Annotated in this window: 18 protein-coding genes and 2 pseudogenes; 12 read left to right on the plus strand and 8 right to left on the minus strand. The window is 73.8% G+C overall.

Annotation, left to right across the window (positions count from 1 at the left end):
* Positions 1-2: 2 nt before the first annotated feature.
* Positions 3-2456, minus strand: a complete 2454-nt coding sequence (locus AC27L3_RS01225; RefSeq protein ID WP_487232065.1) for a penicillin acylase family protein — start codon at positions 2454-2456, stop codon at positions 3-5.
* Between the two features lie 135 nt (positions 2457-2591).
* Here AC27L3_RS01225 and AC27L3_RS01230 point away from each other — a divergent pair, with 135 nt between their 5' ends.
* Together AC27L3_RS01230 and AC27L3_RS01235 are read left to right on the plus strand one after the other, a co-directional pair.
* Positions 2592-3197: an ArsR/SmtB family transcription factor gene (locus AC27L3_RS01230; RefSeq protein ID WP_487232066.1), complete on the plus strand. Its 606-nt coding sequence runs from the start codon at positions 2592-2594 to the stop codon at positions 3195-3197.
* 72 nt (positions 3198-3269) lie between these two features.
* Positions 3270-4718 (plus strand): alpha/beta hydrolase family protein, encoded by a 1449-nt coding sequence (locus AC27L3_RS01235; RefSeq protein ID WP_487232067.1) that lies wholly within the window; start codon positions 3270-3272, stop codon positions 4716-4718.
* A gap of 12 nt (positions 4719-4730) precedes the next feature.
* Here the strand turns inward: AC27L3_RS01235 and paaK are convergent, their stop codons facing one another.
* The 3 genes and pseudogenes from paaK to AC27L3_RS01250 form a co-directional block, all read right to left on the minus strand.
* Complete coding sequence (gene paaK / locus AC27L3_RS01240; protein ID WP_487232068.1) at positions 4731-6026, minus strand: phenylacetate--CoA ligase PaaK; 1296 nt, start codon at positions 6024-6026, stop codon at positions 4731-4733.
* A 116-nt stretch (positions 6027-6142) separates the two neighbouring features.
* Positions 6143-6844 (minus strand): alpha/beta fold hydrolase, encoded by a 702-nt coding sequence (locus AC27L3_RS01245; RefSeq protein ID WP_487232069.1) that lies wholly within the window; start codon positions 6842-6844, stop codon positions 6143-6145.
* 43 nt (positions 6845-6887) lie between these two features.
* Positions 6888-7130, minus strand: a pseudogene (locus AC27L3_RS01250) (AMP-binding enzyme); the annotation flags it as partial.
* On the opposite strand from AC27L3_RS01250, the pseudogene AC27L3_RS01255 reads away from it, so the two are divergent.
* Positions 7114-8749, plus strand: a pseudogene (locus tag AC27L3_RS01255) (peroxidase family protein); the annotation flags it as partial. The pseudogenes AC27L3_RS01250 and AC27L3_RS01255 sit on opposite strands and share 17 nt — an antisense overlap.
* A 147-nt stretch (positions 8750-8896) precedes the next feature.
* Here the strand turns inward: AC27L3_RS01255 and AC27L3_RS01260 are convergent.
* A complete protein-coding gene (locus tag AC27L3_RS01260) occupies positions 8897-9373 on the minus strand; it encodes a MarR family winged helix-turn-helix transcriptional regulator (RefSeq protein WP_487232070.1) in 477 nt (158 codons plus the stop codon).
* 132 nt (positions 9374-9505) lie between these two features.
* Between AC27L3_RS01260 and AC27L3_RS01265 the strand changes: the two genes are divergently transcribed.
* Positions 9506-10450: an NADP-dependent oxidoreductase gene (locus AC27L3_RS01265; RefSeq protein WP_487232071.1), complete on the plus strand. Its 945-nt coding sequence runs from the start codon at positions 9506-9508 to the stop codon at positions 10448-10450.
* A gap of 81 nt (positions 10451-10531) precedes the next feature.
* A complete protein-coding gene (locus tag AC27L3_RS01270; protein ID WP_487232072.1) occupies positions 10532-10972 on the plus strand; it encodes a hypothetical protein in 441 nt (146 codons plus the stop codon).
* A 155-nt stretch (positions 10973-11127) separates the two neighbouring features.
* Here AC27L3_RS01270 and AC27L3_RS01275 read toward each other — a convergent pair whose 3' ends face one another.
* Entirely contained in the window at positions 11128-11733 is a 606-nt protein-coding gene (locus AC27L3_RS01275; RefSeq protein WP_487232073.1) for a hypothetical protein, read from the minus strand.
* A 51-nt stretch (positions 11734-11784) separates the two neighbouring features.
* Entirely contained in the window at positions 11785-13431 is a 1647-nt protein-coding gene (locus tag AC27L3_RS01280; protein ID WP_487232074.1) for an acyl-CoA synthetase, read from the minus strand.
* A 135-nt stretch (positions 13432-13566) separates the two neighbouring features.
* Between AC27L3_RS01280 and AC27L3_RS01285 the strand changes: the two genes are divergently transcribed.
* From AC27L3_RS01285 to AC27L3_RS01315, 7 genes are all read left to right on the plus strand, one after another.
* On the plus strand, positions 13567-14367 hold the full coding sequence (locus AC27L3_RS01285) for a crotonase/enoyl-CoA hydratase family protein (protein WP_487232075.1): 801 nt from the start codon (positions 13567-13569) through the stop codon (positions 14365-14367).
* Positions 14368-14398: 31 nt separating this feature from the next.
* Positions 14399-15376: a Zn-ribbon domain-containing OB-fold protein gene (locus AC27L3_RS01290; RefSeq protein ID WP_487232076.1), complete on the plus strand. Its 978-nt coding sequence runs from the start codon at positions 14399-14401 to the stop codon at positions 15374-15376.
* Positions 15373-16452 carry a thiolase domain-containing protein gene (locus AC27L3_RS01295; RefSeq protein ID WP_487232077.1) on the plus strand — a complete coding sequence of 360 codons (1080 nt, stop codon included), beginning with the start codon at positions 15373-15375 and terminating at the stop codon, positions 16450-16452. The genes AC27L3_RS01290 and AC27L3_RS01295 overlap by 4 nt, the downstream gene beginning before the upstream one ends.
* On the plus strand, positions 16449-17615 hold the full coding sequence (locus AC27L3_RS01300) for a thiolase domain-containing protein (RefSeq protein WP_487232078.1): 1167 nt from the start codon (positions 16449-16451) through the stop codon (positions 17613-17615). Before AC27L3_RS01295 ends, AC27L3_RS01300 begins: the two co-directional genes overlap by 4 nt.
* 77 nt (positions 17616-17692) lie before the next feature.
* The gene (locus AC27L3_RS01305) at positions 17693-17932 is read left to right on the plus strand and encodes a DUF397 domain-containing protein (protein WP_487232079.1); all 240 of its coding nucleotides are present in this window, start codon (positions 17693-17695) and stop codon (positions 17930-17932) included.
* Between the two features lie 109 nt (positions 17933-18041).
* The gene (locus AC27L3_RS01310; RefSeq protein WP_487232080.1) at positions 18042-18887 is read left to right on the plus strand and encodes an aminoglycoside 6-adenylyltransferase; all 846 of its coding nucleotides are present in this window, start codon (positions 18042-18044) and stop codon (positions 18885-18887) included.
* Positions 18888-18967: 80 nt separating this feature from the next.
* On the plus strand, positions 18968-19468 hold the full coding sequence (locus AC27L3_RS01315; protein WP_487232081.1) for a hypothetical protein: 501 nt from the start codon (positions 18968-18970) through the stop codon (positions 19466-19468).
* A 190-nt stretch (positions 19469-19658) separates the two neighbouring features.
* Here the strand turns inward: AC27L3_RS01315 and AC27L3_RS01320 are convergent, their stop codons facing one another.
* Complete coding sequence (locus AC27L3_RS01320) at positions 19659-21671, minus strand: N-acetylmuramoyl-L-alanine amidase (protein WP_487232082.1); 2013 nt, start codon at positions 21669-21671, stop codon at positions 19659-19661.
* Positions 21672-21812 lie beyond the last annotated feature (141 nt).

A 21812-nucleotide genomic window follows, 5' to 3' on the forward strand; every position in this document is an offset into this window, starting at 1 on the left:
GGTCAGCGCTCGGCGACCCGTACCGTCCGCAGGGCGGGCGAGGCGAGGATGTCCTGCTCGCAGAAACGCCCCTGCACCATGCGGCCCGAGGAGAACAGCTCGGTCTGGTCGCTGTGGTGCGGCGAGGTGGGGTCGGTCGACTGGCTGTAGGTGAGCAGCGTACGGGCCACGGGGCAGCCCTTGCCGTCGAAGCCGACCGCCTGCAGATAGCTGGTGCCCATCGACACACTGTCGTAGGCGCCGCGGGCGGCGTTCCACCGGGCCTCGACGACGTTCCAGACGCCGATCCGGTTGCTGCCACCGGGCACGGCGATGCGCTTGCCGCCCCGCTCGACGTACTGGTGCTCGCCCAGGGGCGCGTCCAGGGCGACGCCGGCGGAGCGCAGCTCGGTGACGGCGTCGGCCAGCGCGCGGGCGAAGGCCGCATCGCCGGTGTCGAGCGTGTTCGGGGTGGTCACCGGCGCGGAGGCGGAGAAGGGCACGCGCCACACCTTCGCCTTCGGGTCGGAGGTCAGCGCGCGCCAGAAGCGGTCGAAGAGCAGGGCGCCCCGGCTGCCGGTGGTCGCCGTGCGGTCCCAGCGGGCCAGGACGCCGCAGGCGGCCGACACGTCGACGGGTCGGCCGTTGCTGCCGGTGGCCATGCCGCCCGGCATCGCGGCGCACGCCTTCGCGGCGTCCGCGGCGGCCAGGTCACCGGCGGGGACCCGCTCGGCGAACTGCTGCTTCTGCAGGTCCTCCACGGTCAGCCGGCCGCGCGCGGCCAGGGCGGCGACGTCCTGCAGACCGCCACGGGTGCGCAGGGAGCGCGCGGTGCCGGTGTCGCCGAAGACGCGCGGGTAGCCGGTCAGCGGCCGGTCGGCGTTGGCCAGCCAGGGGCTGTCGTTGGAGTTCTCGGCGTAGGGCGCGTCGAGCAGGGTGGGCATCGCCGAGGGCCCGAAGAAGCCGGGCTGCAGGGCGTCGGCGTCCTTGCCGAGCGCGCACGCGCCGCGCGAGCCGTCGAGGACGGCCAGGCCGTCGGAGGCCAGCAGCTGCTTGCCGAGGTCGGTGGAGCAGCGGGCGGCGAGCTCGTCGGTGACGCGCGGCAGCACCTGCGCCTGGGTGTAGAGGCTGTGCCCGGCGGAGTCGGCGGCGATCGTGTTGACCCAGGGCAGGCCCTGGACCCGGCCGAGCGCGGCCCGGGCGTCGCGCACGCTGTGCGCCTTGCTCAGGGCCAGCGAGGCGTCGGTGAAACGGAGGTTGGCCGCGTTGGGGTCGATCAGGACGTACGCCGAGCCGGCCGTCCACGGCAGCGGCATCTCCGTGGCCAGCCGATTGACGACGGGCCCGAAGCGGGTCTGCCACTGGGTCCGCCGGACCGTCTGCGGCCTGCCGTCCTTGCCGCGCACCTCGACGGTGACGGTCCGCTGCCGCATGCGCTCGGGTCTGCCGTCGACGAGGTAGGAGGTCGGGTCGCCGGGCGCGAGCCGCAGCTCGTACAGGCCGAGCGGGGTGCCCGTGGAGACCGTGTGGCTCCACGCCATGTCGCTGTTGTGGCCGATGGAGGTGATGGGCAGCCCGAGCAGCGAGGCGCCGGAGACGTCCAGCTCGCCGGGGATGGTCAGCTGCGACTGCCAGAAGCGGCGGCCGCCGGCCCACGGGTAGTGCGGGTTGCCCAGCAGCAGGCCGCGTCCGTCGGCGGTGACCGAGCCGGAGAAGGCGACGGCGTTGGAGCCCATGTCGTCGCGGCGCAGAACCTTGCGCACGGCCGCGGATGCCGCACCGGGCGTCGTGGCGACCGGGCCCGCCGCGGCCCGCGGCGCAGGGCTGCCCGAGGTGCCCGGGGCCGGCGGTCGGGCGCCGGTGATGCCGTCGGCCATCAGCCCCTGGCCGCTGAGCACGGTGATCGCGTAGCCACGGCGGGCGACGTCGAGGGCGCTGACCGGGCGGACCCAGTCCTTGCCGCGGCAGGCGGGGTCGCTGATGCGGTTCTGCTTCAGCCAGGCGTTGTAGCCCGCCGCCCAGCCGCGCATCAGCTCCTTGGCCTGCCGGCTGGGGCCGACCGGGGCGGGGGTGGCGAGCAGCCCCTCGACGGTGTGCGCGTCGTTGAGGCCCCGGAAGAACAGGTCGCTGGAGAGGTTGTCGCTCGCCGAGGACAGATCATGGTCGGGCGCGCCGTCGGCCCCGAAGGTCAGCGAGCGCTCGCCGCGCAGGGTGACGAAGCCGCCCGCGAGGACGCACACGTTGTCGGCGGCCTGCGCCCAGCCCTCGCCGAAACCGAGGGAGGCGTAGTCCTTGCCGGTGATGTGCGGGATGCCGTACTCGGTGTAGCGGATGACGGCGGACAGCCCGCCCCCGGTGGGCCGGTGGGCCGCGGGGTCGGCCCCGGGCGCCGCCACCGCGGGCAGGGCGCTGCCGGCGCCGGTGAGCAGGGCCAGGCCCGTGAGCGTCAGCGCGCGTAAGCGGTGACGGACAGACACGTGGGTCCTCCTGTGGGAGAAGGAACGGTTGGTGACCAACGTGACGCGGGCAGCCCGTCGAAGGGTTGCGCGAGACGATCAAGGAGTTGCAAAGAAGCCTTGCAAAGGTCCTTTGCAACTCTTAGGGTCCCTGCCATGGCGCCCGCTCCCCAGGAGATCAACGACGTCGAGGCCCTCCGGGTGCTCGCCCACCCCATGCGGCAGAAGATCGAACAATGCCTGCGCAAGGGCCCGGCCAACTCCGCGGCCCTCGCCCGCGAACTCGGCGAGAGCACCGGACTGACCAGCTATCACCTGCGCCGGATGGCCGAGCACGGGTTCATCGAGGAGGTGCCCGAGCTGGCCAGGGGCCGGGAGCGGTGGTGGCGGGCCGTGCCCGGCGACCGCAGGTATCCGCCGTACAGCCGGCAGAGCCCCGCCATGCGGGAGGCGCTGACACAGATGCACCGGCTCAACCTGGCCGAACTGATCGAGGAGGCCCGGAAGTTCGAGAACGCCCGCGACACCCTCGGCCCGTGGGCGGACGCCGCCATCTTCTCCCGCGCCACTCTGCACGTGGACCCCGCCCGGCTCGCGGAGTTCTTCGAAGAGTACGTTGCGCTGCTCCAGCGCTACTCCGCACCCGCACCTGAATCCGCACCTGAATCCGCACCCGCATCCGCTCCCGCATCCCAGCAGGACCCGCAGCCCGGTGCGCGCACGGTTCTCGTCCGCCTGCTCGGCCTGCCCGAGACCGACTGACGCCACCGCCTGTCCTCATATCCCCGTACCCCTGCATCCCTTGACCACCACGCCGTGGAAGGAGAGCGCCGCGTGCCGCTCCCGGCCGGACCCCTGCCCTTGATACGTCTGCTCGCCCTCGCCCTGGCGCTGGCCGCGGGCATCGTTCTCCTGCCGGCGGCCCCGGCCCGTGCCGACGGTGACGGCCTGGTCCGCGAGGAGGTCTCCTTCACCGGCGGTGGTGGCCTCACCCTGCACGGAACCGTCCTCACCTCCGCGACGGCCCGCGGCGCACGGCCGGGCATCGTCCTGATCGGCGGCTCGGGCCCCGGCCCACGGGAGGAGTACCGGCAGGAGGCCGAGGCCTTCGCCCGCGCAGGGATCACCACGCTCGTCCACGACAAGCGGACGACCGGCTACTCCACGCTGCACCGGGACTTCGGCCTGCTGGCCGAGGACGCCCTGGCCGGCGTGCGGCTGCTGCGCAGCCGTGCGGGCGTGGACCCGCGGCACGTGGGCCTGTGGGGGTTCAGCGAGGGCGGCTGGGTGGCGCCGCTGGCCGCCTCCCGCTCCGGCGACGTCGCCTTCGTCATCACCATCGGCGGCTCCGGGTACTCCCCGCTGCGCACCCAGACGTGGAACCTCGACACCCACTTGCGGCACCGCGGCATCACCGGGCACTTCCCCGGGACCGTTGCCGGGCCGGCGGCCGGGCTCACCGCCTCCCTGGGCGTCTTCCCGGCGGCCGACTACGACCCGCTTCCCGCGCTGCAACGCCTGCGCACCCCGGTGCTCGCCCTGTGGGGCCGGTACGACAACCAGGTGCCGCCACAGGAGAGCGCGCAAATCTTCCGGCGCACTCTCGCCGAAGCCGGCAACCGGCACGCCGTCATCGGCTTCGTCCCCGGCGCCGCACACAACGGACACCGCACGTCCGACGGGTTCGACCGGATCGGAGGCCCTCTCCACCACGGCAAACGCCTGGGCGCCCTCGCCCCCGGCTACGCCGCCACCATGACCTCCTGGGTGGACGAGGTCGCCGCCGACCGCCCGCCGGCCTCTCGTGCGGCCACGGCGCCGCCGCAGACGGTCGCCAGCGTCCCCGCCACCGGGGGACGGTACTCCTGGCTCGTCCCCGCACTGCTCCTCCTCGGCTTCGCCGCCCACCCGGCGGGCGGACTCCTGCGCCGGCTCGGCAGGCGCCGGCGTACAGCCCCTCCCTCGCCCCGCAGCGCGGTCCTGCTGCGGTGGCTGGCCACACTGGGCGTCGTCGAGGTCGTGGGCGCACTGCTCTGCCCCCTCGCCGTCCTTGCTGCAGGCGACGCGACGGCGACCCCCGTGCTGGCCGGGCGCCCCGTGGCCTGGTTGCTGGCGCAAGGTCTCGCCGTCGGACTCCTCGTGCTGGCCGCGGTCACGGCGGTCACGGCGTGGCGGGAATGGCACGCCCTGGGCCGGGCCCGACGGCTGCGGACGCTGCTGACCCTGGCGACGACGGCGGGATTCGCGCTCTGGGTGGTGTGGTGGGGGCTGCTGCTCCCGTGAACGACTACTGCCTCACCGTCGGCGTTCGTCGATGATGCGCTTCAGCTTCCCCACCGACCGCTCCAGCGACTCCGGGTCGACGACCTCCACCTCCACCGACACCCCGATGCCCTCCTTCACCCGGCGTATCAGCTCGCCGGCCGCGGCGGCACGCCGGTCCGGTGCCGTGCCGGGCCGGGCCTCGACGCGGACGGCGAGCCGGTCCAGCCGGCCCTCGCGGGTCAGGCGCAGCTGGAAGTGCGGGGAGAGGCCCGCGACGGTCAGCACCAGCTCCTCGATCTGCGAGGGGAAGAGGTTGACCCCGCGCAGCACGATCATGTCGTCGCACCGGCCGGTGATACGGGCCATGCGCCGGAACGGGCCCAGGGTGCCGGGCAACAGCCGGGTCAGGTCGCGGGTGCGGTAGCGCACCACCGGCATGGCCTCCTTGGTGAGCGAGGTGAACACCAGCTCGCCCTCCGCGCCCTCGGGCAGCACCTCGCCCGTCACGGGGTCGACGACCTCCGGGTAGAAGTGGTCCTCCCAGATGTGCGGGCCGTCCTTCGTCGCCACGCTCTCCTGCGCCACACCCGGCCCCATGACCTCGGACAGGCCGTAGATGTCGACGGCGTCGATCGCGAAGCGCTCCTCGATCTCCCGGCGCATTTCCTGCGTCCAGGGCTCGGCCCCGAAGACGCCGGTGCGCAGCGAGGTGGAGCGCGGGTCGATGCCCTGGCGCTCGAACTCGTCCAGCAGGGTGAGCATGTACGTGGGCGTCACCATGATGATCTGCGGCTGCAGATCGGTGATGAGCCGCACCTGGCGGGCGGTCATGCCCCCGGAGGCCGGGATCACGGTGCAGCCGAGCCGCTCGGCACCGTAGTGGGCGCCCAGGCCGCCGGTGAACAGCCCGTACCCGTAGGCGACGTGCACCGTGTCGCCCGGGCGCGCACCGGCCGCCCGCAGCGACCGGGCCACCACCTCGGACCAGGCGTCGAGATCCCGGTCGGTGTAGCCGACGACGGTGGGGGTGCCGGTGGTGCCACTGGAGGCGTGCAGGCGGCGCAGCCGCGACCGCTCGACGGCGAACATGCCCCACGGGTAGTGCGTGCGCAGATCCGCCTTGGTGGTGAACGGGAACCGCGCGAGGTCGGCGAGCGTACGGCAGTCCTCCGGGCGCACGCCGGCGGCGTCGAACGCCGCCCAGTGGAAGGGCACGTTGTCGTACGCGTGCTGCAGGGTCCGCCGCAGCCGCCGCAGCTGCAGGGCCGCGAGCTCCGGCCCCGTCATGACCTCGGCGGCGTCGGGCCGCGTCGTCGGATCCTGCATGCGTCCCCCTCGACCGAGAACCCCCGACCGATCATTCGGTCTGTCGTCCGCTCCGACGAAACCAGCTCGGCGGCTTGCACGTCAAGGTCCGCGCGTCCTGGCCGCAGGGATTGCCGTCAATCCCCTGCCGCGTCGAGGAGAATCCGCGCCAGTTCGCGCGGCCGGGAGAACATCGGCCAGTGGCCCGTGTCCATCTTCACCAGCCGCCACCGCGCGCCGGTCGCCAGCAGCAGGGCCACGTCCTCCGCGAGCGCGGCGTCGTCGAGCAAGCAGTGGATGTACGTGGCCGGGAGCTCGCCGAGCGGGCGTGCCATCACGGCCGGTTCGGTCAAGGAGGCGCCCGGGTGCGGGGTCGAGCCGGCCACGATCCGGGCGATCTGCTCGTCGGTGAGCCCCTGGCCGGCGTAATGGGCTGCGGGTGCCACCGGCCAGAAGCCGCCGTTTCCGGCGATCGATGCCTTCACCGTCTCACCGCCGTCCGGCCAGGCGGAGACGAACGACCGGCCCTCGGCCGGGACATCGGAGTCGACGAAGACCACGCGGGCCAGCCGGTCGCCTATCCGTTCCGCCGCCTGGCCGACCGGGATGCCCGCGTAACTGTGACCGACCAGGACGACGTCGCGCAGGTCCTTGCCCTCGATCTCGTCGACGATGTCCCGGACGTGCGTCTGCTGTCCGGCCGGCACACCCTGCTTCTCGGCGAGTCCGGACAGCGTCAGGGGGTGGGCGCCATGGCCCGCTGCCCGCAGATGCGGCACCACCTCGTCCCACGCCCACGCCCCGAGCCGTGCACCTGCCACCAGTACGAAATGCGTCATGGCCGGCACGGTAGCGGAGTGGCTTCCGTCGGCAGCCCTCCTGTCAACCCTCGGGGAGCCCGGCGCCCCGGACGGCCACCGATCGTGCCCAGCGGTAGTCCGCCTTGCCCGAGGGGGAGCGGTGGATGGTGTCGGTGAGGACCAGGGTGCGGGGCACCTTGTAGCCGGCCAGGCGGGTGCGGCAGTGGGCCTGGAGGGCGGCGAGGGTGGGGGGTTCGGCGCCGGTGCGGGGTTGGACCACTGCGGCCACCGCCTGGCCCCAGCGCGCGTCGGGGATGCCGGCGACCTTGTCGACCGTCCAGGTGGACTTCCACCAGCCGGCCCGCTTCGACCTGCAGTACACCGTCACCGGACGGTGCCAAGCACCGGACGGTGCCAAGCACCGGACGGTGCCAAGCACCGGACGGTGCCAAGCACCGGCCGGTGACGGTGCACCGGGCGGGCATCGGCAGCGTCGAACGGGCGGTCGCGCACCTCATCGAGGTCCACGGCGGCGCCTTCCCGGCCTGGCTGGCCCCGGTCCAGATCGCCGTCCTGTCCGTCTCCGAGGCCGAGGCCCCGCAGGCCGCCGCGCTGGTCCGGCACTGCCTCGACGCGGGCCTGCGCGCCGAGGCCGCCGGCCCGGCGACGGCACCCGGCGCCCGCGTCCGCGCGGCACGCCTGATCCCCTACCAGGCCGTGATCGGCCCCCGCGAGGTCGCCCGCGACGGGGTCGCTCTCCTCACCTCCAGTCTCCAGCGGCAGAACGACCCCGACGCGCTCGTCAACTTCCGCACCCCGTGTTTCGATCTGGACTCGGTCTACGGACGGGGCCCGGTGGACCAGCCGTACCTGTACCAGCGGACACCGGATGCCGGCCCGCCCAGGTTCGTCGTCGGCACCCCGAAGGGCGAGGGCAGGGGCGAGCTCGATCTGCCGCGCGATCCGCGCGGCGTGGCGCTCATCGGCGACCCCCGGAACGACGAGAGCGTCATCCTCAGCCAGCTCCAGCTCACCTTCATACTCTTCCACAACAGGGTGTGCGACTGGCTGACTGCCGGCGACGGGAGCGAGTACGTCCGGCACCGCAGGGCCGGCGAGGAGGTCTTCGACTGCGCCCGGCGGCTCGTACGGTGGCATGACCAGTGGGTCGTGGTCCACGACTTCCTCAAGCGGATCGTCGACGCTGTCACCTACAAGGACGTCCTGCACCAGGAGCCCCTCGTCCCGCAGGGCGATCCCGTCGAGCAGGTCAGGCTCCGCTTCTTCGCCTGGCGGCACCAGATCTTCATGCCGGTCGAGTTCGCCGTCGCGGCCTATCGGTTCGGGCACTCGCTCGTACGCCCGGCCTACCGGCTGAACGCCACCGTCGGACCACTGCCGGTCCCCAGCCCCGGCCCGCCATCCGGCACGCAGCACGAACCACGGCACCTCGGCGGATTCCGGCGGCTCCCCGCCGGCTGGCAGATCGACTGGGGCCGCTTCTTCCACCTGGCCGAATCGGACGGCCTCCAGTACGCCCGCAGGATCGACCGGTACCTGGCCGCGCCGCTGCGCGCCCTGCCGCCGGCGCTGGCGGGCGGCGAGATCACCGACCTCGCCCGGCGCAACCTCACCCGCGGCGCCCGGCTGGGACTGCCCTGCGGTCAGCACGTCGCGCTGGCCATGGGCATCGAGCCGCTCGACGACGAGGACCTGGACCTGCCGGACGGCGGCCCGGCCCCGCTGTGGTACTACGTGCTCCGCGAGGCGGAACTGCACGACGCCGGACGGACGCCGGGCAGGGCCGGCTGCCATCCCGGATTGTCGCCGAGGTCTTCGCCGGCATGCTCGCGGCCGATCCGTCGTCGTACCTCGGCAACGCCCCGGGATGGCAGCCGGCCCTGCCGAGCGCCCGAGCGGGCGACTTCACCATGGCGGACCTGATCAGGTTCACCGGCTTCGGCGCCGGGGCACGGGCTCCGCTTGCCTGACCGGCGCGCCGCTCGACGGGGCGGTGGCGCCGTTTCACCTCGCGACGACCCGGCCGCCGATGCGGGCGGCACAGTGCTGCCCTGTCCAGTGACAGCGGTGTCATTCCTCATCGCCCGCGGTCGCCTCGGGATGCACGCTGTCACGGAGGATGCGCAGGCACGCGAGGAAGTCCGGGAGCTGACCGGGCGTCAGCAGGCCGGTGTACCAGCGTTCGATCGTGGCCAGGTAGTCCGGCAGGAGCCGTACGAGCCGGTCGGCGCCCTCGTCGGTCAGTACCGCGTAGGTGCTGCGGCGGTCTCCGGGGAAGGACTCGCGGCGCACCAGGCCGGCGCGCTGCAGCCGGTCGACGAGCCGGGTGATGCCGCTGGTGGACAGGGACGTCTGGGCGGCCAGGTCGCTCAGACGCAGGCGTTGCCCGGGGGAGCGGCTCAGTCGCATCAGGGCGTTGAGGTCCAGTGACGACACGCCGTTCTCGTCGAGCACGGGCTGCAGCTTGGCGTTGAGTCCGGCATGGGCTTCCAGCAGGAGCCCCATCGCCGTGAGGCGGGGGTCGGTGAAGAGTTCCTCGGTGTCCACGGCACCGATCCTACCCGAGACGCTTGATGCGCGGATAGTTGACATGGGGAATATCTGCCTGTAGTTATTTGCTTCAGCGATATTCCTCGCGTCAATCAATCCAGCTCGCTAGCTCTTGGAGAGTCGAATCCCATGGCACCTCAGATGTTTGCGATCACCCAGCGTTCCTTCGGCGGCCCGGAAGTGCTGCACGGCACGCAGGCCGAGCGCCCGCAGGCCGGCCCCGGCGAGGTGCTGGTCCGGGTGCGCGCGGCGGGCGTGAACCCGGTCGACTCGGCCGTCCGCGCCGGGCGTTTCCCCCTCTTCGCCGAGCCGCCCTTCGCCCTGGGCTGGGACGTCGCGGGCGAGGTCGTGGCGGTGGGCGAGGGAGTCACCCGCTTCGAGGTGGGTGCCGAGGTGTACGGCATGCCGCGGTTCCCGGAGGCCGCGGGTGCCTACGCCGAGTACGTCGTGGCCCCGGCCGGGCAACTCGCCCTCAAGCCCGCCGCGCTGACGGCGGCGGAGGCCGGCGCCCTGCCACTGGCCGGACTGACGGCCTGGCAGGCGCTGGTGGGCATCGCCCGGATCGAGGCCGGGCAGCGCGTGCTGATCCACGCGGCGGCCGGCGGGGTCGGTCATCTCGCCGTGCAGATCGCCAAGGCCCGCGGCGCCCATGTCCTCGCCACGGCACGGTCGGACAACCACGCGTTCGTGACGTCGCTGGGCGCGGACGAGGTGATCGACTACACGACGACGGACTTCACGACCGCGGTCGGCCCGGTGGACGTCGTGCTCGACCTGGTCGGCGGCGAGTACGCCTCCCGGTCCGCGCGCACGCTCCGGCCCGGCGGCCTGCTCGTCACCACGGTCGGTCACCATCCGGGGATGACCGCCGAGGAGGCCGAGCAGTACGGCGTTCGCTTCGAGACGGTGTTCGTCCAGCCCTCCGGCCCGGACCTGGAGAGCCTCGGCGAGCTGGCCGAGGCGGGGAAGCTGCGCGTCCACGTCGGACGGGAGGTTCCCCTGGCGGACGCGGCCACGGCTCATCGGCTCGCCGAGGCCGGCCGTGCCAAGGGCAAGACGGTCCTCATACCCTGACAGCATGTCGTGCCGCCGGCACCGGTGGCGGCCGTCACCCACCCCGAACCGGCAGGTGACACCCCCGCATAGGCTGACCCGGTGCTGACGACCACCCCCTCCGCCCCCGCACCCGACGAGGCCACCTCGCCGCGGTCCGTCCCTCCCCGTCCGGCGCTTCAGACCCTGCTGGTGCCGGTCTTCACCGCCCTCGGCCCGGTCTGCGCCTGGTACGCGAAGGTCGCCGACGGGCACCGCATGGACCAGTCGGTGCCCTGCACGGCCGTGCGGACGCCGACTCCGCTGACGGAATACGTCGCCGCTTGGGCCGGCCTTGGCCTCGGTGCGGTCGCGGTCGTCCTGTGCGTCCTGGCCGCCAAGGGTGTGCGCCGGCGCTGCGGGAGGGATCTGTGGTCGACGAGGCGAGGTCTGCTCGCGTACGTGAGCGTGTGGTTCAACGTCGTGGCGATCCCGTTCGCGCTGCTCATCGTCTTGATGGCTTACAGGCCTGCCGCCGTGTGGGGCGGCGGCGACTGCGGCTGATGGTGCCCGGCGGTGGTTGCGGCGGAAGGGACGGCGGTGCTGCCGCGTCCTGTCCCGTGAAGCCGTGGCGAGCTGCTCGTGCCGGTGGCCGCGCGCCTGCCCTGCCGTGCCGGCCGGGCGCGGGGGCGTGCCCCCGCCGGGGTGGAGGACGCCGATCAGCAGGACTCCCCGAACTTCACCGCCGTGAGCGACACCGGCCGGCCGTCGAGTTTCGTGCCCGGGGCGGGTTGCTGGGAGCACACCTGCCAGTTCGACTCGACCAGGATCATGCGGTTCCCGGTGGCGTCCTTGACGGTGAGGCTCGTGTTGCCGGGCAGGGCCGTGCGGGCGGCCTTGACGGATGTGCCCTTGAAGTCGGGCATCGTGGTTCCGGCGGTGGCCCCGGGGGCGGTGCCCTGGTCCATGGCAGGGCAGGTCTCGTCGAGTTTGACCGCTCCGAAGTCGACTTTCGTGTTCGTCGGGTGCTCGCCCGGCTTCGGGGTCTGGGTGCAGACCTTCCAGTTGCGGTCGAGGGCCTGCATGCGGCCGCGGCCGAGGGCGTCGTGCGAGGTCAGGTGGGAGAAGCCGGCGGCTTGTGCCTGGTCCTGGGCGGACTGGAGGCCCTTGCCGTTCATGTCGGGAAGCGTCGCGGTCCTGGCGGCGGTCCGCGGGGCGGACGGCTTGCCGCCGTTGCCGGTGGTGTCCGGATTGCAGGCGGTGAGCGTCAGCAAGGCGGCGGCGGCCGTGGCGAGGGCCGCCATCGTGGTGGTGTGCCTGGGCATGGTCCCCCCATGTCGTTCTCGGTGGAGGAACAGCATGCCGTAGGCGTCGCCTCACGCGTCGCGGGTACCCGAGCGCCTTGAGGCCTCGGCCAGTGCCCTTGCCCAGCGGTAGTCCGCCTTGCCCGCCGGGGAACGGTGGATGCGGTCGGTGACGACCAGGATGCGGGGCACCTTGTAGCCGGCCAGGCGGGTGCGGCAGTGGGCCTGGAGGGCGGCGAGGGTGGGGGGTTCGGCGCCGGTGCGGGGTTGGACCACTGCGGCCACCGCCTGGCCCCAGCGGGCGTCCGGGATGCCGGCGACCAGGGCGTCGTACACGGCCGGGTGGGCCTTGAGGGCCTCCTCGACCTCTTCGGGGAAGACCTTCTCCCCGCCGGTGTTGATGCACTGTGAGCCGCGTCCGAGGACGGTGACCACGCCGTCCGCGCCGACCGTGGCCAGGTCGCCGAGGAGCACCCAGCGTTCCCCGTCGAGGGTGAAGAACGTCTCGGCGCTGCGGGCGGGGTCGTTGTGGTAGCCGAGCGGTACGTGGCCGCGCTGCGCGAGGCGGCCGGTGCCGCCCGGGCCGACCGGGCGGCGCGTGGCCGGGTCGACCACGGCCGTACGGGAGTTGACGCGCAGGCGGAAGCCGCGCCGGGGGCCGGAGTCCTCGGTGGCGGTGCCGTTGAAGCCCGATTCGGAGGAGCCGAAGTTGTTGACCAGGCGCACGCCCGGCAGGAGTGCGGCGAACTGCTCGCGCACGGTGTGCGACAGGATCGCCCCCGAGCTGCTGACGCTGTTCAGGGAGGAGCAGTCGGTGCCCCGCAGCGGTCCGGCCAGCGCGTCCGTCAGCGGGCGCAGCATGGCGTCCCCGACCAGGGAGAGGTTGGTGACGCGTTCGTGGGCGACGGTGCGCAGCACCTCCTCGGGCACGAACTTGCGGTGCAGTACCACCTTCTGCCCGAGTGCCAGGGCGATGAGGGCGGTGAGCGTGGAGGTGCCGTGCATCAGCGGTGCCGTGGGGAAGAACACCAGGCCCTCGCCGGCGGCGACGGCCCGTACGGCCAGTTCCCCGGGCCGCCGGACGGGCGTGCCGGTGGGGGAGCCGCCGCCGAGCCCGGAGAAGAACAGGTCCTCCTGCCGCCACACCACGCCCTTGGGCATGCCGGTGGTGCCGCCGGTGTAGATGATGAAGCGGTCGTCGCCGGAGCGCGGGCCGAACCCGTCCCCGTCCGGGGTCGACGCCTCGGCGTCGGCGAACGGGACCGGCTCGATGCCGGGTTCCGGTACGTCGCAGGGCGCCTCGCCCACGCGGACCAGGTGCCGCAGCCGTCCGCCGGAGCGCGGCAGCGCCGCGGCCACGCGCCCGGTGAACTCGCCGTCGAAGACCAGTGCCACCAGGTCCGCGTCCCGGTAGAGGTAGGCCAGCTCGTCCTCGACATAGCGGTAATTGACGTTGACGGGCACGGCCCGGGCCTTCAGGCAGGCCAGCAGCGTCTGCACGTACTCGACGCCGTTGTACAGATGCAGGCCCACGTGGTCGCCCGGCCGCACACCGGCGGCCCGCAGGTGGTGGGCGAGCCGGCCGGCGGCCGCGTCGAGTTCGGCGTACGTCAGGGCGCGCCGGGCGCCGCCGCCCGGGTGGTCGAGGTGGACCAGGGCCGGCCGGCGGGGTACCGCGCCCGCGACCGATTCGAGGAGATCGGCGAGGTTGTAGTCCACGCGGTCATTACAGCGCCGTCGGCGGCGAGCGGAAAGGGCGGCGGGCAAAGAATCTGACGTCGTGTCAGAAAACTATTGAACCCGGCCTCCTCCTCCTGCACCCTGACGGACACGCTCAACGGACCGGGAGGAGACATGACCGGCACCGCACACCTCACCGTCGAGCGCGTCGGCGCGACCCTCGTGCTCACCCTCGACCGGCCCGAGGCCCGCAACGCGCTCTCGCTGCCCATGCTCGCCGGCCTGTACGACGGCTGGCTCGAAGCCGACGCCGACGACTCCGTCCGCTCCGTCGTGCTCACCGGCGCCGGCGGCGCCTTCTGCTCCGGCATGGACCTCAAGGCCCTCGCCGGCGCCGGACCCGCCGACGACGCCGTCCGCGCCCGCTTCCGCGCCGACCCCGACCTGCACTGGAAGGCGATGCTGCGCCACCACCGGCCCCGCAAGCCCGTCATCGCCGCCGTCGAGGGACCCTGCGTGGCCGGCGGCACCGAGATCCTGCAGGGCACCGACATCCGCATCGCCGCCCGCAGCGCCGTCTTCGGGCTCTTCGAGGTCCGCCGCGGGCTGTTCCCCATCGGCGGCTCGACCGTCCGCCTGCCCCGCCAGATCCCGCGCACCCACGCCCTGGAGATGCTGCTCACCGGGCGCCCGTACACCGCCGAGGAGGCCGAGCGCATCGGGCTCGTCGGACGCGTCGTCCCCGACGGCACCGCCCTCGACCACGCCCTGGAGGTCGCGGCCCTCGTCAACGCCAACGCCCCGCTCGCCGTCGAGGCCGTCAAGGCGTCCGTCCTCGCCGCCGAGGGCCTGCCCGAGCCCGAGGCCCTCGCCCTCGAACTCGACCACGGCCGCCCCGTCTTCGACACCGACGACGCGAAGGAAGGCGCCCGCGCCTTCGCCGAGAAGCGCCCCGCCGTCTACCGGCGCGCCTGAGCGCACACCCGAGACAAGGAGGGCAACGGCCGTGCCCGACCACCTCACCGCGCCCCTCGTCGTGGAGTTCCCCTTCACCCGCTCCCTCGGCCCCGTCCAGCGCGCCTTCCTCACCGGCCTGCGCGAGTGCACCGTCCTGGGCGTACGCACCCCCGCCGGCCGCATCCTGGTGCCGCCGGTGGAGTACGACCCGGACACCGCCGAGGAGCTCGGCGACCTCGTCGAGATCGCCGATACCGGCACCGTCACCACCTGGGCCTGGAACCCCGACCCCCGCCCCGGACAGCCCCTGGCCACCCCCTTCGCCTGGGCGCTGGTGCGCCTCGACGGCGCCGACACCGCCCTGCTGCACGCCCTCGACGCCCCCGGTCCGCACGCCGTCCGCACCGGCCTGCGCGTCCGCATCCGCTGGGCCGCCCACCGCACCGGCGCGATCACCGACATCGCCTGCTTCGAGCCGTGCGAGGCCCACGGCGAGAACCCCTCCGGCCACCGACCGGACGAGGCCCGCACCGCGCCCCGCCCGCACGACGGGACCTTCCCCGACCCCGTCACCGCCATCACCGCCCCCGCCCGCCTCGCCTACACCTACAGCCCCGGCCGCGCCCAGAGCCGTCACCTGCAGGCCCTCACCGCACACCGGATCCTCGGCGAACGCTGCCCCGCCTGCCGCAAGGTCGTCGTGCCGCCCCGCGGCGCCTGTCCCACCTGCGGGGTGGCCACCACCGAGGCGGTCGAGGTCGGCCCCCGCGGCACCGTCACCACCTTCTGCGTGGTCAACATCAAGGCGAAGAACCTGCCCATCGACGTGCCCTACGTCTACGCCCACATCGCCCTCGACGGCGCCGACCTCGCCCTCCACGGCCGCATCGCCGGCATCCCCTGCGACGAGGTCCGCATGGGCCTGCGCGTCGAGGCCGTCTGGAGCGGCGACGGCCGCCACCCCGACCACTACCGCCCCACCGGCGAGCCCGACGCCGCGTACGAGACCTACAAGGGGCTGCTGTGACGCCGTACCCGTACGACCGGCACGTCGCCGTCGTCGCCTTCGCCCAGAGCCGGCACCGCGGCGCCGTCCCCGAGCTGTCCGAGGCCGAACTGCTGCTGCCCGTCCTGACCGAGGCCCTCGCGGCGGCCGGACTGGCCCCCGGCGACGCCGACTTCACCTGCTCGGCCTCCAGCGACTACCTCGCCGGCCGCCCCTTCTCCTTCACCCTCACCCTCGACGCCGTCGGCGCCTGGCCGCCCGTCGCCGAGTCCCACGTCGAAGCCGACGGCGCCTGGGCGCTGTACGAGGCCTGGGTGAAGATCCTCACCGGCGAGGCCGACACCGCCCTGGTCTACGCCCACGGCAAGCCCTCCGCCGGCCCCCTGCGCGACGTCCTCGGCCGCCAGCTCGACCCGTACTACGTCGCCCCCCTGTGGCCCGACTCCGTCGCCCTGGCCGCCCTGCAGGCCCGCGCCCTCATCGACGCCGGCCGCACCGACGAGGCACGGCTCGCCGCCGTCGCCGACCGCAACCGCACCGCCGCCCGCGCCAACCCGCACATCGCCCCCCGCCCCGCACCCGACGCCGCCGACGACGCGCAGTACCTCGTCGCGCCCCTGCGCCCCGCCGACTGCGCGCCCGCCGACGACGGCGCCGCCGCCGTCGTCCTCGCCGAGGGCGCCACCGCCCGGCGCATGTGCGAACGCCCCGCCTGGATCCGCGGCATCGACCACCGCATCGAGCCGCAGGCCCTCGGCGTGCGCGACCTGACCGACTCGCCCTCCACCCGGCTCGCCGCCCGGCACGCCGGCGCCTTCGACGCCCCCGTCGACATCGCCGAACTGCACGCCCCGTTCAGCCACCAGGAGGTGATCCTGCGCCACGTGCTGTGCCTGGCCGACGACATCCGCGTCAACCCCTCCGGCGGGGCGCTGGGCGCCAACCCCGTGATGGCCACCGGCCTCGTCCGCATCGGCGAGGCGGCCGCCCGCATCCACCGCGGCGAGGCCGGCCGGGCGCTCGCGCACGCCACCTCCGGCCCCTGCCTGCAGCACAACCTCGTCGCGGTCCTGGAAGGGGAGGGTGAACGACCGTGAGCAAGGAACCCGTTGCCGTCACCGGCATCGGCCAGACCCGCCACGCCGCGGCCCGCCGCGACGTCTCCCTCGCCGGACTCGTCCGCGAGGCCGCCGTCCGCGCCCTCGACGACGCCGCCCTCACCTGGTCCGACGTCGAGGCCGTCGTCATCGGCAAGGCCCCCGACTTCTTCGAGGGCGTCATGATGCCCGAGCTCCACCTCGCCGACGCCCTCGGCGCCGCCGGCAAACCCGTCCTGCGCATGCACACCGCCGGCTCCGTCGGCGGCTCCACCGCCCTCGTCGCCGCGAACCTGGTCGCCGCCCGCGTCCACCGCACCATCCTCGCCGTCGCCTTCGAGAAGCAGTCGGAGTCCAACGCGATGTGGGCCCTGTCCCTGCCGGTGCCCTTCCAACCGCCCCTGCTGGCCGGCGCCGGCGGCTTCTTCGCCCCGCACGTGCGCGCCTACATCCGCCGCACCGGCGCCCCCGCCGACGTCGGCGCGCTGGTGGCCCTCAAGGACCGCCGCAACGCCCTGCGCAACCCCTACGCCCACCTCCACGAGCACGACATCACCCTGGAGAAGGTCCTCGCCTCCCCGATGCTGTGGGACCCCGTCCGCTACGCCGAGACCTGCCCGTCCTCCGACGGGGCCTGCGCGATGGTGCTCACCGACCGCACGGGCGCCGCCCGTGCCCCGCACCCGCCCGCCTGGGTGCACGGCGGCGCCCTGCGCAGCGAGCCCACCCTCTTCCCCGGCAAGGACTTCGTCTCGCCCCGCGCCGGCCGCGACTGCGCCGCCGACGTCTACCGGCAGGCCGGCGTCACCGACCCCCGCCGGCAGATCGACGTCGCCGAACTGTACGTCCCCTTCAGCTGGTACGAGCCGATGTGGCTGGAGAACCTGGGCCTCGCGGCCGAGGGCGAGGGCTGGAAACTCACCGCCTGCGGGGCCACCGCCGCCGACGGCGAACTGCCCGTCAACCCCTCCGGCGGCGTGCTCTCCACCAACCCCATCGGCGCCTCCGGCATGCTCCGCTTCGCCGAGGCGGCCCTGCAGGTCCGCGGCCGCGCCGGCGAGCACCAAGTACCCGGCGCCCGCCGCGCACTCGGCCACGCCTACGGCGGCGGCGCCCAGTTCTTCGCCATGTGGCTGGTGGGCGCCGATGCCCCCACGACCTGAAGCGGCGCGCGCGGCCTGTGCGGCACCCGCACGGCTCGCTAGTGTGGAGCGGACGACGAGCCGGGAGGAGTGCGGACGTGGCGGAGAGCACGACGGAACAACTGGCAGGCGACGCAAGGCCCCAGATCGACCTCGCCGGGGCCGCCTGGCAGTCGAGCGGCCAGGGCCGGCGCAGCAACGTCCAGATCGCCTTCGTCGACGGCTTCGTGGCCATGCGCGACCGCCGGGACCCGGGCGTCCCGGCGGTGATCTTCTCGCCGGGGGAGTGGCGCGCCTTCGTCCTCAGCGCCCGCGACGGCGAGTTCGACCTCACGTAGGGCCTGCCCGGCGACTCTTCCGCCACACCTGGGTGTTGTGGCCTCTCGCGCAGTTCCCCGCGCCCCTACGGGGCGCCCAAGGTTCGCCGGATCCCGTAGGGTCCTGGACATGCGTTCCATGACCGGTGAAGAGATCGTCGTACGCGTGGTGGAGTGGGCGCGGGCACGGGACGACGTGCGGGCCGTGCTGCGCACGGGCTCCCGCGCCCGGCGCGACGGGACGGCGGACGCCGTCTCCGACCACGACATCGAGCTGTACACTACCGACCCGCAGCCCTACGCGCAGTCCGGCGAGTGGGCCGGCGCGTTCGGGCCGGTGCTGGTCTCGGTCGGACTGGAGGGCCCGTGGGACAACCCGGCCCGGCTGGTGATCTTCGAGGACGGCACCAAGGCCGACTTCCAGATCGTGCCGGTCGCCCGGCTGGCCCTGATGGCCGAGGAGGGCCTGGACGACCTGCACGCACGCGGCTACGAGGTGCTCCACGACCCCGACGGGGCCGCCGCCGCCCTGCCCGCGCCCACCGGGCGGGCACCGGCGCCGCTGCCGGAGGCCGGGGAGTTCGCCGAGCTGTGCGAGGAGTTCTGGTTCGAGGCGGCGCACCTGCCGCGCTACCTGGCCCGCGGCGAGCTGTGGGTCGCCGCGGGCCGTGACCGCACCACCAAGGAGCTGCTCGAAACCATGATCGAGTGGCATGCCCTGACGCGGTACGGCCCCGGCCACGACGTCTGGTACGGCGGCACGCGCATGCGCCAGTGGGCGGCCCCGGGGATATGGGAGCGCCTGCCGCAGATCTTCGGGGCCTTCACCGCGCCGGACATGCTGCGGGCCGCCCGCGCCACCGCCGGCCTCTTCGCCGAGCTGGCCCGGGAGGTGGCCGCGGCCCACGGCTTCCCGTACCCCGACACGGCGGAACGCACCGTGCGCGCCGCCCTCGACGCCCTCCCGGAACTGTAGGAACCACCACCGGCGCGACCCGGCGGCCGTACGGGCTTCCCCCGCCGCACACGGGCGGGCGGGGCACGTACGATGTGGGCATGTCCTTCCTCCGCCGCCGCAGCGCCGCCACCCCCACCGGGCCGGACTTCGACGTCCTCGCCATGGATCCCGGGGACTGGCCCGGCGACCTCGGGGCCGGGCTGCTGCCCGCGCCCGACGGCAGCTGCCAGGGGGTCTTCCTCCGCTACGACCTGTTCGGCGGACGCGGCCCCGCGATGATCATCGGCAACCTGCCCGAGGGCTCCCCGGCCCGCGAGCTCGCCGAGGACCAGGTGCCCTTCGAGGTCGCCCAGCTGCTCGCCGCCCTCGGCAACGACGAGCCGGTGCACGTCGTGGGCACGGAGGACGTGCCGGTCATGCACGAGGACAACCTGCTGATCGTGCGGCGCCTGAAGTGCTCCGAGAGCCGGATCTCCTGCACGCAGTTCGACCGCAGCGACGGCGTGCTGGTCACCATCGCCAGCTGGGACCGGCCCATCACCGACGACCTCTACCAGCTGCTGAAGCCGCTGCCCGCCGAGATGTTCCAGGCGGGCTAGGGCCCCGGCCGGCGATTCCTCGCCACGCGGCCGCGCCCCGTAAGGGGCGCGGCCGCGTGGCGTCGATCTGCGGCTGCCGCCGCGTGGGCGCGGCACGGCGCCCCGTCTGCGGGCGCGTCGTGGCTTGTCGCGCAGTTCCCCGCGCCCCTACGGGGCGCTGGTGATCCGCCGGACAGACCCTGGCGGCCGGTTACCGGTTCGAGGGGCGGATCTCCACGTCGGATGCCTTGACGAACGCCACCCGGTGCCCGAACTGGATCTCGTAGTAGACGTCCTTGCCCTTTATCACCTTGTGCCCCGCCGGCTCGAAGGTCGTCGCCCACAGGTACTCGCTCGGCGACGTCGCCCCCAGCACGTACGCCTGCCCGGCGAGCAGCTTGTACGGCAGCGGGGTCACCGCCTGCACCGGTACGCCCTGCGGGTACGCCGACGCCTCCGGGTAGGCGCGCCCGTACACCGGGATCTGCGCCAGCCCGTCCTTCGGGGTGACCAGCTTGCCGTGGGAGCCCACGGCCGCCGGCGCCCACCACGGGTCCTTGAACCAGGCCCGCTGGCCGAGGTACCAGATCGCCGTCCAGCCGCCCTCCCGGCCGGCCACCGCGAACTGCTGGCCGGTCGTGGCCCGCGCCCCGGTGTCGTTGACGTCGGTCGTCGAGGGGCTGCCGTCCGGGCGCAGGCCGATGTCCTTGACCAGCGGCGCGTCGTCGCGCGGCGCGGTGTACAGCCGCACCGCACTGGAGCCGTGCGCGGCACAGGTCTCGCCCGGCTTGGTGCACCCGGTGTAGACCGGCTTGTTGGCACCGTAGTCGGGGGCGATGGTCACCATGCCGCTGAACGGGCTCGCGGTGGCGTGCAGCGGCCTGCCCAGCAGTTCGAAGTAGTGCGCCCAGTCCCAGTACGGGCCCGGGTCGGTGTGCATGCCGCGGATCGTGGCCGGGGTGGTGCCGGGGACGTTGTCGTGCCCCAGGATGTGCTGCCGGTCCAGCGGGATGCCCAGCTTCTGCGCCAGGTACCGCACCAGCCGCGCGGAGGAACGGTACATCGCCTCCGTGTACCAGGCGGTGGGCTGCGCCAGGAACCCCTCGTGCTCGATGCCGACCGACTTGGCGTTCACATACCAGTTGCCCGCGTGCCAGGCCACGTCCTTGGTGGCCACGTGCTGGGCGACATGCCCGTCACCGGAGCGGATCGTGTAGTTCCAGGAGACGTACGTCGGATCCTTTATCAGCTTGATCGTCGTCTCCCAGGTGCCCTCCGTGTCGTGGACGACGATGAAGTCGACCTTCTGCGACCGCGGACGGTCGGCCACGTCGTGGTTGCCGTAGTCCTTGCCCTCCAGCTGCTGGTAGGGGGCCGGGATCGACTCGCAGGCCACCGTGGCCGGGCACTCGGTCTGCCCGGCCGGCAGCTCGGCCAGCCCCAGCAGCCGCAGCTGTCCGGTGCGCGGCGCGACGCGGGGCGCGGCGGGCAGGTCGACCTGCTGGCCGCTGTCGGTGGTGCGCCGCGCACCGGTGCGGATCACGTCGTAGACGTCGGTGGCGAAGGTGGTCGCCGTCGCGGTGTCGGTGGCGCCCGAGTAGCCGGCCACCGCCGCGAACCAGTCGGCGGCGTCCCCGCCGAGCGGCAGGCCGAGTCGTTTCTGCTCGGCCGCCAGCAGGGCCGCGCCACCCTCCACGTTCGCCGCGGTGCTCTCGCGCAGCGCCGCCGGCCGAATCCCGGTCAGCTCGGCGGCCCGCTCCAGGGTGCGCAGCCGCGCCGGCACCGCGACCGGCCCGGCCGCGGGTGCCGTCGCGGAGGCGGCCGAGCGGCCGGCCGAGCGGGGCCGGGCCAGGTCGCCCCGGGCGTCCTCACCGGGATCGCCGTGGTGCCCGGCGCCGGCCAGCGCGGTGGTGGCGTCGGTCAGGTGCATCGGCCCGTAGCCGGCGGTCACGCTCGGTGCGCCGCCGTGGGAGTCCCAGCGCGACTCCATATAGGAGACGCCGAGCAGCACGCTGCCCGGCACGTGGTACTTGGCGGCAGCGGCCGCGAACTGCTGCTGCAGCACGCCGGCACCGTCCGGCTCCGCGGGCACGGCGGGCCCCGCGGCCAGGACGGGCAGCAGCAGGGCGGCCGACGCCACCGCGCCGGCCGCCCGCAGCGCACGGCGGCTTCTTCGCCGGCCTCTGCGCAGGGCGGTCGGGGCGTCCGGGGCGGATCCTCGCATGGCGGCCTCCTCAAGGCGGGCCGTTCCCGCGGCCGGCAGGGCAGGGGGAACGGGAGAAAAGCGTGCGCGATCAGCCTGCGGACCGAACCTATCAAGAGCCCCCGGCCCGGCAGACGATCCGTCAATCCCACGGGAGTGGCG

The sequence above is a fragment of the Streptomyces sp. PKA51 genome, from assembly GCF_057552455.1.

Bases quoted from the DNA above. Each gene is read 5' to 3' on its own strand.
- AC27L3_RS01275 (WP_487232073.1), bottom strand. From the start codon at position 11,733: ATGCCCAGGCACACCACCACGATGGCGGCCCTCGCCACGGCCGCCGCC.
- AC27L3_RS01310 (WP_487232080.1), top strand. From the start codon at position 18,042: ATGCGTTCCATGACCGGTGAAGAGATCGTCGTACGCGTGGTGGAGTGG.
- AC27L3_RS01265 (WP_487232071.1), top strand. From the start codon at position 9,506: ATGGCACCTCAGATGTTTGCGATCACCCAGCGTTCCTTCGGCGGCCCG.
- AC27L3_RS01315 (WP_487232081.1), top strand. From the start codon at position 18,968: ATGTCCTTCCTCCGCCGCCGCAGCGCCGCCACCCCCACCGGGCCGGAC.
- AC27L3_RS01230 (WP_487232066.1), top strand. From the start codon at position 2,592: ATGGCGCCCGCTCCCCAGGAGATCAACGACGTCGAGGCCCTCCGGGTG.
- AC27L3_RS01245 (WP_487232069.1), bottom strand. From the start codon at position 6,844: ATGACGCATTTCGTACTGGTGGCAGGTGCACGGCTCGGGGCGTGGGCG.
- AC27L3_RS01320 (WP_487232082.1), bottom strand. From the start codon at position 21,671: ATGCGAGGATCCGCCCCGGACGCCCCGACCGCCCTGCGCAGAGGCCGG.
- AC27L3_RS01285 (WP_487232075.1), top strand. From the start codon at position 13,567: ATGACCGGCACCGCACACCTCACCGTCGAGCGCGTCGGCGCGACCCTC.
- paaK (WP_487232068.1), bottom strand. From the start codon at position 6,026: ATGCAGGATCCGACGACGCGGCCCGACGCCGCCGAGGTCATGACGGGG.